Source organism: Dyadobacter sp. CECT 9275, from assembly GCF_907164905.1.
Lineage (GTDB): Bacteria > Bacteroidota > Bacteroidia > Cytophagales > Spirosomataceae > Dyadobacter > Dyadobacter helix.
In genome coordinates this window covers 2,023,992-2,036,892 of the sequence record NZ_CAJRAF010000002.1, presented here as the reverse complement: position 1 = coordinate 2,036,892, position 12,901 = coordinate 2,023,992, and the positions used below count along the sequence as shown (strand labels likewise).

The 12,901-nt window shown below is 46.8% G+C and carries 8 protein-coding genes and 1 pseudogene; 2 read left to right on the top strand and 7 right to left on the bottom strand.

The window, feature by feature from the left end:
- Nucleotides 1-22: 22 nt before the first annotated feature.
- Entirely contained in the window at nt 23-1,420 is a 1,398-nt protein-coding gene (locus KOE27_RS16240) for an OmpA family protein (protein ID WP_215239901.1), read from the bottom strand.
- Nucleotides 1,421-1,492: 72 nt separating this feature from the next.
- Here KOE27_RS16240 and KOE27_RS16235 point away from each other — a divergent pair, with 72 nt between their 5' ends.
- Nucleotides 1,493-2,365: a DMT family transporter gene (locus KOE27_RS16235; protein WP_215239900.1), complete on the top strand. Its 873-nt coding sequence runs from the start codon at nt 1,493-1,495 to the stop codon at nt 2,363-2,365.
- Nucleotides 2,366-2,405: 40 nt separating this feature from the next.
- Here KOE27_RS16235 and KOE27_RS16230 read toward each other — a convergent pair whose 3' ends face one another.
- The 6 genes and pseudogenes from KOE27_RS16230 to KOE27_RS16205 all read right to left on the bottom strand — a co-directional run bounded on the left by KOE27_RS16230 (nt 2,406) and on the right by KOE27_RS16205 (nt 11,540).
- Nucleotides 2,406-3,191, bottom strand: coding sequence for a PhzF family phenazine biosynthesis protein (locus KOE27_RS16230; protein ID WP_215239899.1), 786 nt, complete (start codon nt 3,189-3,191; stop codon nt 2,406-2,408).
- A 134-nt stretch (nt 3,192-3,325) separates the two neighbouring features.
- Nucleotides 3,326-4,903: pseudogene (gene treA, locus KOE27_RS16225) on the bottom strand (alpha,alpha-trehalase TreA); the annotation flags it as partial.
- 320 nt (nt 4,904-5,223) lie between these two features.
- Entirely contained in the window at nt 5,224-6,156 is a 933-nt protein-coding gene (locus KOE27_RS16220) for a M20/M25/M40 family metallo-hydrolase (protein WP_215239898.1), read from the bottom strand.
- 46 nt (nt 6,157-6,202) lie between these two features.
- Nucleotides 6,203-9,166: a glycoside hydrolase family 3 N-terminal domain-containing protein gene (locus KOE27_RS16215; protein WP_215239897.1), complete on the bottom strand. Its 2,964-nt coding sequence runs from the start codon at nt 9,164-9,166 to the stop codon at nt 6,203-6,205.
- Nucleotides 9,167-9,256: 90 nt separating this feature from the next.
- On the bottom strand, nt 9,257-10,444 hold the full coding sequence (chrA, locus tag KOE27_RS16210) for a chromate efflux transporter (protein ID WP_229252792.1): 1,188 nt from the start codon (nt 10,442-10,444) through the stop codon (nt 9,257-9,259).
- 139 nt (nt 10,445-10,583) lie between these two features.
- Nucleotides 10,584-11,540 (bottom strand): isopenicillin N synthase family dioxygenase, encoded by a 957-nt coding sequence (locus tag KOE27_RS16205; RefSeq protein ID WP_215239896.1) that lies wholly within the window; start codon nt 11,538-11,540, stop codon nt 10,584-10,586.
- A gap of 257 nt (nt 11,541-11,797) precedes the next feature.
- Between KOE27_RS16205 and KOE27_RS16200 the strand changes: the two genes are divergently transcribed.
- Nucleotides 11,798-12,901, top strand: a complete 1,104-nt coding sequence (locus tag KOE27_RS16200) for an amidohydrolase family protein (protein ID WP_215239895.1) — start codon at nt 11,798-11,800, stop codon at nt 12,899-12,901.

The window sequence follows — 12,901 nt, the reverse complement described above, 5'->3', positions numbered from 1 at the left end:
AAGCCATCTCAGTGAGATGGCTTTATCTTTTTTCCGGCTCTGCCCATATCTCTACCCTTCTGTTGTATTTTCTTTTCGTTTCAGATTGATTTGCGGTTTCTGGCCGGGAAGAGCCATATCCGTTTCCTTTTATTCTTTCAGCGGCAATTCCTTTCCCGATCAGGTAGTTTCTGGCCGAATTGACCCTGAGATTGGATAGTTTAAGATTTTTTTCAAAATCACCAACGTTGTCGGTATGCCCTTTAATCACGATTTTTAAGGATGGATTCTGCAGAAAGTATCCGGCCATAGAATCCAGCGTACTTTTTGCGGCTTCATCCAGATTTTCATCACTCTGGAGGAACAACAGAGTTGCAAGCGGGCGTACATAGGTTTCAGGAGCCAGGCTGATCAGTGATTTGATTTCTTCATGCCTGCTGGTGGTTTTTACGGCAATACTTTTGGTTTGAAAGCCGTTAGCAACGGCGGATATTCTGTACCGCTCGTAAGGCTGAAGTTCAAGAAAATAAGCCCCATTAACTGTTTTTGTCTGAGCCACCACCGCATTATCATTCAACTTCCTAACCAAAATGTCAGCGTCATTAACCGGTCTCAGATTTCTGCCATCATATACTTTTCCGCTCACGCTGGCCAGCATCCGTGAAGGGGCAGGGGGAGCCGGTTCTGTTTTGGCCGGTTCAGCGGGCTGTTCTTCAGTAATGGGCTCCTCTTCCGGCTGAGGTGATTTGATGATGCTAAAATAACTTCTGCGGATAAAAACCGGAGTCATCACCCGGTCGTAGACCCTGATGAGAGCCACGGAGCCAGCACTGGATTCATGGTTGGCGACCAGGTCGTCCTGAAAAAAGTTAAGTACCTGGTCGGCATCCAGCATGCCTTCAGTGCCTGGGTCTTTGAATTCTACCTTCGACTGCCCGTTGATATACATCTTTATCATTTTGGTGTCGAAGTCACGGGAGTAAACGTAGTGGACGTAGTGATTGGCTTTTACCGGTGCCTTTTCGCTCATGGCATAGTCGTAAAAGTTCAGTTTGCCGTCATAAATGTAACTGCCATAATCGCTTTTTCTGTTTTTGAAATCAAGCACCCGTTTCCAACTGTCAAGCATAGTCATTTTGAAGTAAATTTCCACAGTAAAGGATTTATTCAGAAACCCGCCTGCCTCAGAATTATTGAACTGAAGGCCACTGTTGGCTTCAAACTGGTAGACCGTCCTGCTGACCTCTTCGTTACCAGGTATTTTTTCTCTGACCAGTTGTCCGGGCTGGCCCAGCTTTTTAAGTTGCGGGCCGTTTTTTTCTATAGGAGAAAATCCATTATTGAAATCATAGGTCCATTGCTTTTGCGCATTACAGAGGTATTGCAGACCGATGAGGAAACAAATCGTAAGTAAGTATTTTGCAGTTATCTTGTTAATCATCTTCAAAAATATGAAAAACGTAGGGCGAACGGGAACCACTTCGTTTATTTTTGCTTTATAATTCGTTTTGCAGTGAAGAATTTCAGTATCGGTATTTTATTTTCAATTCTCTGGGCCTCGGCTTCCGTGGCTACCAAATTTGGTGTTCAATCGGCTCCTCCTCTAATTCTGGCCAATATCCGGTTTTTTATAGCGGGAATTTTACTGCTGGGGATTACCTATGGATTCGTACGTAACGAGACGGTCCGTTTGCCAGGCAGAAAAGAATTGCTCCAGCTCTCTCTTTTTGGTTTTCTTAATACAACGCTGTACCTGGGCTTGTACGTGTATGCCATGAAATATACAGCTGCCGGGATAGGAAGCCTGGCTGTTTCTACCAACCCGCTCATTATTGTATTGCTGTCGTCGTGGTGGTTGAAAAGGCCCACTTTGCCGACCGATTGGCTGGCTATTTTACTGGGGATGACGGGTATTGGAATTGCAACCTATCCACTGCTGCAGGGAAGTATCACACGTCCGGAGGGAATCGCTGTTTTGCTTTTGAGTATGGTTTCTGTTTCTGCAGCCAGCGTTTATTACAGTACCGTAAAATGGGAGTTATCCAATCTGCTGATCAACGGGTGGCAGGTATTGCTTGGCGGGGTTTTTCTGCTTCCCTTTACGCTTAGCCTGGCAGATTTTAATGAAACCAGCTGGGATTTTCAATTTTGGGTTTCGGTTTTGTGGCTGAGCCTTGCTGTTTCGATCATCGGGCTGATCTGCTGGTTTTACCTCCTTAGGATTGATACCGTAAAAGCGTCATTGTGGCTTTTTCTGTGCCCATTGTTCGGGTTCATCTTTGCCTGGTGGCTGATGGATGAGCCCGTTACCCTGTTTACATTGTGCGGAACGGTACTAGTCATTGGAGGACTTTATACCGGCCAGCGGGCAAAACTGAAACGTTAGTAGTCCTATACTAACGTTCAGGTAATTTATTCCGGATTGATCAGATTTCCAGTTCTCCCTGTAGGTATAACCTTCCCTGGCCTCCGATATTCACACGGTCATTAACCAGCTCGCATTGCAGGAATCCACCTCTTTTGGATAATTGTTTCGCTGTAAGTGTCGTCTTTGAGAGTTTTTCTGCCCAATAGGGTATTAGTGTTGTATGTGCCGAACCTGTCACGGGATCTTCATCAATACCCGACTGGGGGGCAAAAAACCGCGATACGAAATCCACGTCTTCGCCGGGCGCCGTGACGATGATACCCCGTGCCGGAATGGTTGATAAGATAATAATATCCATTTCCAGGTCACGGACCTCGGCTTCGGAGTCAAGTACTACCATATAATCGGTTTTTCCTTTATAGACTTCCTGAACAGTACCTGATTTGAGTCCTTCCACCAGTGCTGGTGGCGGAACTGCAATATGGTAGGAATCAACGGGGAAGTTGAGGGTGAGCCAGTCTTCATTTCTTGTCACCGTCAGTTCTCCGCTTCTGGAATTGAACCGGATGAGATCTCCCTCATAACCTTGTATATTAAATATCACAAACGCGGTTGCCAGTGTTGCGTGTCCGCATAAATCCACTTCCACAGAGGGGGTAAACCAGCGGATATCAAAGCCGTTTTCCGAGGGAACGTAAAAAGCTGTTTCCGCCAGGTTATTCTCTGCAGCGATGTTCACCATTAGTTCATCGGAGATCCATTCATTGAGCGGAACGATGGCAGCTGGGTTTCCCGCAAAAATTTGATTTGTAAAAGCATCGACTTGGTATAACGGTAGTTTCATGAATTTGCCAGAGATTAAGAGAACTCCAAGGTATTAAAAAAAATTGCGATTAATTGAAGGTAAGTATGGAAAATTTTAAGATACACATTAGAATCCGATAATAATATCCTGATTGAACGATTCGACGGAATCTTTTAGCGCTTTCGGTTTTTCATCCGCAGATATACGCCGTTGGTCCAGCCAAAACCTTCCTGAATCTCGTATTCCCCACCACCGGCAATGAGGTTCGTGTCGGATACGTTGTATTTCTCGAGCATTTTTCCGCTGTGTTTAAATTCTTTCTCAATGAGTCCCAGCCATTCTACACTCAATTCGTTGGCTGTCCGGTGAAAATTGTAATTCCTAAGCCCCTTGTAAGCAATCCATTGTAAAGGCGCCCATCCGTTTGGAGCATCCCATTGCTGGCCCGACTTGACATTGGTTGTTAGAAGTCCCCCGGACTTAAGGAAATTCAGGCGGAGATAGGCTCTGATGTAATGTGACTGAGGCTTGGACGCCAGTTTGAAAAACAGAGGGTAGGACCCTGCCAGGGAGATGGAATCCGTGTTTGCTTGTTTTTTGAAGTCGTAATCCATAAAAAAATGACGGTCTTCATTCCAGAAATATTTCTGAATGGCCTGACAGCGGGCATTGGCCTTGTCTTCAAAGATCTGCTGCATTTCAGGGTTATCTTTCAACCGGTATGCTTCTGCCAGCGTTTTTTCGAGGTGATACATCAGGCAGTTCAGGTCAACCGGAATAATGTCGGTTGTTTTGATGGTGGAAAAGTCGGACTCATCCCCAAACCAGCGGCTGCTGAAATCCCAGCCTGATTCTGCGGCCGCCCTGATATGTCTGTAAAGTTCATCGGGGCTGGTACCATGCTGTTCCTGGGCCTCCAGCGCAAGCTCTATGTCCTCGCGGTATGCTTCTGGCCTCGGCGTAGCTTTGTCGTCCCAGTAGCGGTTCAGGACTGCGCCGTCAGGCAGGTACACCACACGGCGGTATCCTGTGAATGGCTCGGCGGTACTATTGCCGGTATCCATCCAGTAGTCGTACTCTTTTTTTAGCTGGGGCAGATAGGTCTTGAGGACTTTTTTGCCTTCCATTTCACTGTATAACTGTACCATCAGTGAGAAAAACGGCGGCTGCGACCTGCTAAGATAATAAGTACGGTTGGCGGTGGGAATAAATCCAAAACTGTTGATCAAAAAAGCAAAGTTGTTTACCATGCTTTCGATCAGATCCACGCGCCCGCTTTCCCTCAGGCCGAGCATGGTGAAGTAGCTATCCCAGTAATATATTTCCCTGAATCTGCCTCCGGGGACAACATAACAGTGGGGCAGCGGAATGAGTGAACCTCCTTGTTCCTGATTTTCCGGTCGACGCATCAGCACGGGCCATAATCTTTTTACATGCTGCTCCGCACTTTCCTGCCGATCAGGTATAAAATCGGATTTTATTTTTTCGGGAACCCGGAAATGCGCCGATACGAAATCGGAAAGACTGAATCCTTCCCGCTCTTTTTCACGATGATATTGTTCAATGATATAAACGGGATCAAAAAGGGGTATACAATCAGCAAATGTTTTTGAATCTGAAAAGATATACCCGTTCTGGACATCCGCAAACAACGATCCGTACAGATCTTCTGGGGAATAGTATGCTTGTCCGTAGGAGGGTGAGGCTGAAACGAATCCAATCAAAACACTGACTTTTTTTAGTATTAACGATTTTTTAACGGCGTTTACCCGGTTTTATTGGTATTCACCGGTAATTTCCGATCCTGATCACGACATTTATCCCATAAAAACCGCGCCAAAGAGGTCCCTGAATTATGCTTTGTTTTAATCTTTTTGATATTTCAGCACCTGCAAACCAATTATCAGTATGGTGGAGAATGCCTTATACGAGAAAAGGATGGAGCGGATCAAATTTATCCTTTGCCGGGATAAGTCAGGCCTCCCATCGCCAGGATTTAGTATGGAATGTACGTTAACGGTTTGGAGAAGAAAGCAGGCTGAAACCTGGGATGTTAAACTATCGGTGCCAATCAGTTCTTCACCTCCGTAAAATTAAGTTTCGGAAGTTTCATGGCGTTTTCGATGAGTTTGATCTCTATCTCCAGTATTCCGGCAGCGGCCTTTGTATCTACTTTTTCAGGATCATCACCGGGCTTATGGTAATCATCGTGGCCACCGGTATGGAAGAAGAGGACGGGTATATTTTTGGCATAAAAGGAGCCATGATCGGAGCCGCCGTTGCCGGCGCGGTCCGTGAAAAACTTGACATCCCCTTTGACGTCCCTGAATACCTCAGGCCACTGATCACTCGTTCCATAGCCACCGATTCCCACACCGCGGTCGGCATTATACCTGCCGATCATGTCCATGTTCGACATAAAATTGACAGAAGCAAGTGGTATTGTAGGATTGTTAACAAAATGTCTGGAGCCCAGGAGTCCGAGTTCCTCTGCTGCAAAACCAATGAACAGGAAGTTGTAGGGTTCCTTTGTGGCATTGGTGGAGAAATGCCGGGCCAGTTCCAGCAGACCAGCCACGCCGGAAGCGTTATCGTCGGCACCGTTATGAATTTTTCCTTCTGGATGTTCATCCTTGGAGCTGCCCTGCCTGCCCAAGCCCAGATGGTCAAAATGGGCACCGATGATAACGGTATATTCCGCACCATTATCCAGAAAACCGATAACATTTCTGGCGGGCCTCAGGCTATCTGGTACTACGACCCTTCTGACCTTTGCGGTGAATGGCTGAAAATACCCCTCGGTACCCAATGGTTTTAGTTTCAGTTTTTGGAACTGACCGGCCACATATTTGGCGGCCAGCGTATTTTCCTTACTGCCTGTGCCCCTGCCTTTCATCTTATCAGAAGCGAGGTATCTGATATGTTTTCCCAAAGCAGCCGGAGAAACATTCTGGGCATAGGAAGAAGCAGAAAGAACGATAAAAACGCCAAGGAGAAATTTCATGTCTGTTGAGTGAAAGAGCCCCCGGTGTTACTGCGGGGGCTATGAATTATTTCTTTAAAAGTTCTTTGTATACCACATCCATAATCCCTGTCCGGATGTTCATTTGCGAAATCTTATTATTCTCACGGGTAGGATAAACCCTGTTGGAAAGGAATACATAATTGAGTTTCCAGGCGGGATCTGCCCAGGTCATGATCCCGGTATAGCCGGTATGTCCAAAACTGGACGGACTTGCATACCGGGGTGCATTGCCCGAATATTTGAAAGTGGGTTTGTCAAAACCAATTCCGCGCCTGCTGCCCATTTCCGGGTACTGGTACCTTGTGAATTCAATCAGTGCATCCTGCGATAGCAGTTGCTGGCCTCCGTAGTAACCTTTCTGCAGGTACATCTGCCATACTTTCATCACATCATTGGCTGATCCGAAAAGGCCGGCGTGTCCGCTCAGTCCTCCCAGCATGGCAGCCGCTTCATCATGAACTTGTCCGTGGAGCTGCGCCATCCGGAAAAAAGTGTCACGTTCGGTGGGCACAATTTCTTCCAGCTTGTAAAATCTTCTGGGATTGAAAGTGAGCGTATTGGCGCCGAGTTTATGATAGTAATGATTTTTAAGGTAATCCTCAAAATCCTCGCCGGTCAGGCGTTTTACAATTTGCGGATAGAGGATGAAAGAAAGGTCGCTGTAAACATAGCCTTCATCCTTGTTGAGAGGAGAGTCCCGGATGCCTTTGAAAAGTTTTTTGGCATATTTTTTATGGATAAAAAGGCTGTCACCCACCACCGATATCGGATAACGTGCTGATTTTTTCGTGCTGAAAGTTTTCTTTTTCCAGCTCCCGTCAGGGTTTTTGGCTTCTTTCCAAAATACGATAAACGCCTTGAGCCTCGCGCTGTGTGTAAGCACCCTTCTCCATTGAAGATCTGCTTTGTTGGAGTTTTTGAAATCCGGCAGATAATCTTTCATAGTGGCGTCCAGGTCAAATTTTTTCTGGTCGTACAGGCTCATCAGGGCCAGGGTTGAAGCCGTAATTTTGGTCACCGAGGCAAGGTCGTACAGATCCGTCAGTTTTACCGGGGCATTTCCTTCATAGGTATGCTTGCCATAAGCCTTTCTGAAAAACACCTTTCCGTCTTTGGCAAGCTGTACCACACAGCCTGGCGTCGCTTTTTTGTCGACCGCCATGTTGGCAATGGAATCTATTTTAAAAGTGATAATCTTAGAGTCGAGGCCTAGCTCTTCAGGGATCGTATATTTCAGACGGTCCAGTGCCGGTGTTTCAATCCCAAGTCCATAGCCATATCTGCTGTTAACGGTTACGGGCAATTTGCCTTTCGCAGGTATCGCCCCGAAAATGAGCTGTGCCGAAAGATCCTGCGTAAACGGCGTAAGCTGGTAGGCCATGATCAGTGCTCTGGCTTGTTCGGTATGCTGGATTTTGTTCAGCGAATAGGGATTCCCGAATACGGATACAACCGCTTTGTTGGTTGTCATTAACTCCTGCAAAATGGCATTCATGGGCTCTGTGAGGCCATAGCTGGTCCTGGGAGAGATACTTCCCAGGTGCACACCCACCAATAACAAATTGTATTGTCCAAGTTTGTTTCGCAGGGCGGTGAGCTGTTCTTCAGTTGGCTTGGCAGGTATACTGAAATGATCCACCGTGGTATAAAGTTCAAGCGTTTTCTGAAACGTAGTAACGGTATCGGCGCCGACGGAAATGGACGCAATTCTCAGCGTATCCAGTTCCCTGAGCGGCAAGAGGTCGTTGTCGTTTTTCAGAATGGTAAGCGCTTTTTCGGTCAGCAGGCGGTTGGACAACTCAGCTTCTTTCGGATTAAGGTCTTCATAGAGGTTTTCCAGTTTTACGGGTTCGTATCTGTTCAATCCCGCCCATGCTTTGGCCTCTAAAACTTTTCTACAGCGGAAATCTATTTCAGCCTGGCTGATCCTGCCCTCTGCTATACTTTTTTTTATTTCAGCGATGGATTTATTTACATCTTCTGTAAACTCCAGGATATCCATTCCGGCTTCCAGTCCCATAGCATCTGCCTTGCCATCCGGGAAATACTTGGTAACACCCTTCATATTCATTGCATCGGAATAGATCAGCCCCTCAAAACCCATTTCGTGTTTCAGTAAATCAGACACGATGGGTTTGGAAAGTGTAGATGGGAGGTTGGGCGTTTTGTCAAGGGAAGGTATACTCAGGTGAGCGATCATCACACCGCTCAGCCCGTTATTCATCAGTACTCTGAAGGGATATAGTTCCAAAGAATCCAGCCGTTGCTTAGAATGGGGTATCAACGGAAGGTCATAGTGCGAATCTACCCCGGTATCGCCATGGCCCGGGAAGTGCTTGGCGCTGGTCAGCAGGCCGTTATCCTGCATACCCCGCATGTACGCTACTGCTTTTTCGGCTACCTTATATTTATTCTCACCGAAAGACCGGAAGCTGATCACCGGGTTGTCCGGGTTATTGTTAACATCAGCCACGGGAGCAAAATTGATATGAACGCCCAAACGTTTTGCCTGGCGTGCCAGCTGAGCGCCCATATTGTAAATCAGCTCGTTATTGCCCTGAATGGCCCCCAGCGTCATCTGGTAAGGATATCTCACCGTACTGTCAATTCGCATGGCCAGCCCGAACTCCGCATCCATGGCAACCAGCAGGGGCGTTTTGGATATCGACTGAAAATAATTGGTAAGCCTTGCCTGAGGAACCGGTCCTCCCTGGAAAAACACGATTCCACCGATTTTATTCTCCCGGATAAGTTTTTCAACATAGGCCGAATTACTCGTTTTTGGGTCTATTACAGCCCTTTTTACATCCGAAACCGCCGCCACCATAATGAGCTGTGCAATTCGCTCGTCGGGTGTGAGGCTGGCAAATACTGAATCCACCCATTTCCGGTTTTGGTGCAGAAAGCCTGGGGGAGTCGTTATTTGCGCCTGAATACGATGGATGAAACTGGTAAAAACGAGCAGAAATAATAATACAGTTTTTTTCATGAGATCTGGATAACGGAAACACGCTTTCAAAGTTTGGAAAACAAACCGGTTATTGCAATTGACAAGACCTAATTCGGGGATATATTAACTTTAATGGAAGAACAATCCCAAAATTAACCCTCCCAAAATTATCACATAGGAGGGTACTCTGGTAAAAAAAAGCAGCAGAAGTGTTCCTAAAACGGTAAGTAAAGGCTGCCATTGCAGAACCATCGGTTCGAAAAGTGTGATCCCGGCAGCAAGGGTAAGCCCGCAGCTTGTGGCATGAATACCGGCCAGCGACGCACGTACCCCGCGGTATCTTTTCAACTGGTCCCAAAAAGGATAAGCGAAGAAAATAAAAAAAGTACCTGGTAAAAATATACCGGCCGTTGCTACAAAACCACCCAGAATGATACCCGTCACGCCATACTCCTGCATGGACATACTGCCAACAAAAGTGGCGATGGAGAAAACCGGCCCGGGGACGATCTGCGTAAGCGCCATGCCCGACAGGAATTCCTGATTGGTGAGATAGTTTTTAAACTCTACAAACTCGTTATAAAGTATAGGGATCAGTACTTGTCCGCCTCCAAAAACAAGGCTGCCGTTACGGTAAAAGTTTTCGAATAAACGCACCGGCAGCAAATTGGTAATCTTTCCCACAACAGCGGCGCTGATCAGTACCGAGATCCAGAAGATGATAGGCCGCCATGAGATGCGTATCGGGCCCCTTTCCAGTTCTTCCAGCTGCCTGTACTTGAGAGAGGAGAGTACGCCTCCTGAAACGATAAGCACAGGGGTCATATAAGGCGAAGGATACAGATACGCCAGAATAAGAGAGATGGTGAGCAGTAACCAGTCCTGGCGGTTGCGGATAACTTTCCGGGCGATACTGTACCCGCCGAATAACAGAAATGCCACCGCCATAGGTCCCACGAAACGGGTAAACGAGAGCGAGATCTGTTTCTGTTCCATGTAATGAATGCCTATTGCGGCGAGGCACATGAATATCATGGCCGGCAGAGACCACACGATCAGCGTGAGATAGGCCAGGGGCTGTCCGCCTATTTTCAGTCCCAGTGCCGTAACGGTTTGCGTTGAACTGGGGCCCGGTAGTACCTGGCAAAGCGCCTGTAATTCCAGCAGTTCTTCTTCGGTAACATATCTTCTTTTATGAACCAGGCGTTCGATCATCATCATCAGATGTACCTGTGGCCCTCCAAATGCCGTAAACGACAGCAAGAGTATGTCCAGCAGGTAAATCAGATACCGGAAACGACGAACAGGATTACTCAATGGAGGATTTGGATAATTAGTGAACCAAATGAGAAGTTAGTCATAAATAACCAGCATAGAATGATCGGATGGGTGATCAGTTTTAAAATTGTTACCTGACACCCCGTAAAAGTCACGTTCGGCTACGCGCAATTCGTTCTTATTTTTTCAGGCCCAGTTCCCGCAGTCTTTCATCCAGGAACTCACCCGCTGTCATATCGGTGTAAAGTTTGGGATATTCGGCTGTTACGCAGCCTGGTAGGCATGTCAGATCCATATCGGCCCTAGGGTGCATGAAAAATGGGATCGAATACCTTGAAGTTCCCATTTTTTCACGAGGCGGATTCACCACCCGGTGTATTGTAGACTTGAGTTTATGGTTGGTGAGCCGGTCCAGCATATCTCCCACGTTAACCACAATTTGCTCGGGCAGGGCGGTGATCGCAATCCACTGGCCGTCGCGGCGCAGCACTTCAAGGCCCTCCGCACTGGCGCCCATCAGCAGGGTGATCAGGTTAATGTCGCCGTGGGCAGCCGCTCGTACGGCTCCTTCCGGTACCAGATCTGGATTTTCTATCGGGAAATAATGCAGTGCACGCAACAGGCTGTCGCCGTTTTTAACCTTGTCTTCAAAATAATCCTCGGGCAGGTGGAGGAATATGGCAATGGCGCGCAGGAGTGTTTTACCTGTATTCTCAAAAGTCTGATACACTTCCAGCGTATATTTCTTAAAGTCGGCGGGCTCTTCCGGAAATATGTTTCCAGGCATTTGGCCAACCGGTTCGGGCTGCCCCACATGGTAAAATTCTTTCAGGTCGGCTACTTTAAAGCCTTTTGCTGTTTCTCTTCCTTTGCTGATATATCCCCGCTGTCCAAAGAGCTCCGGAAACTCAAATTTTCTTTTTTCGGATTCGGGCAAGGAGAAAAATGCTTTTACTACATCATAAAGTTTATTTCTGAGTTCCTCTGACAGGCCGTGATTCTTGACGGCAACAAAACCGATATTGGTAAAAGCTGCGCCCAGATCGGCCACGAACTGTTCTTTCTGAGCCGGATTTCCGGACGTGAAGTCTGCCAGATCGAGCGATGGGACTTCATTCAGCAATGCAGGGTCCATAGTTGTTTTTTATGCAAAGTATAGCAGAATCTGTTGGTTGATCAACTTTTTTGGAAAATTAGATTTCGGTAGAATAGTTGGAACATAATTATTTTTTCAATATTTCAAAACGGATTCATGTCCTTATATTCATCATTTGCACGCTTATATTTTGTAAATCAGTTCGTCATAAGACGTCCTATCCGGGCAAATTTAAGTACTACCAGTATGCTCGGCGGAAACTTGCTGAGCGAAATATCCTGGCTTGCAAAAGACTTATGACCATTACCAGAAGACTATTTTTAAAAAATTCAGCCCTGGGACTGGCCTTGTATGGGCTTGACCGGCTGCCGCTGCCCGAAGCAGGCTATTATTCAGCGGAAGATTTTGCGAAGGTACCCAAAATTGACACTCATTTCCACCTGGATGTACCCAATAATGCTTTTCCAGACCTGGCCCTATCCATGAAGTTTCACCTGGTTTCCGTTAATGTGGATGCGGGCTTCCCACTGAAAGAACAGTTTGAGGTGGTTAAAACCATGAAGCAGCGTTATCCAGGCCAGATGGATTTCCTCGGCACTTTTCCGGTTGATAAATTTGGTCAAAAATCATTTATAAAAGATACCATTGCCTATATTGATACTAATCTGCAGGCGGGAGCACTGGGATTTAAGGTATGGAAAAACATTGGTATGGTTTTGAAAAATGATCAGGGCCGTTTTGTAATGATTGATGATCCCGCTCTGGCGCCCATATTTAGTTATCTTGAGAAAAAAGGTGTTCCGGTAATGGGGCATTTGGGTGAACCGAAAAATTGCTGGCTGCCCGAAAATGAAATCACCCTGCCGGCAGATAAGCGTTATTACACGCGGCACCCGGAGTATCACATGTATAAACACCCTGAAGCGCCTACTTATGAACAGCAGATCATGGCGCGCCGAAATCTCCTGAACCGCCATCCGAGACTTAAATATGTAGGTACTCACCTGGCAAGCCTGGAGTGGAGCGTGGAGGAGATTGCACTGGATCTTGACAGGTACCCCCGGATGATGGTGGACGTTGCCGCCAGAATGGACCATCTGCAGTACCAGTCGGCGCAGGATAAGGACCGTGTCCGCCGGTTTCTGATCCGATACCAGGACAGGGTGATGTATGGTTCTGACACTACCATTGACCACCAGAACAGTGAAAGTAAGGCTACACTAGACATTCTATTGAAAAAATGGAAAACTGACTGGGCATATCTGGCAACGGATTCCCTGATCATTGAAAAGCTTAAAGTTGGGGACAAGGAGATGCAGGTAAGCGGGCTCAAACTTCCCAGAGAAGTGATGGACAAAATATACAGGAAAAATGCCCGGCAATTTTTCGGAATAAAATGA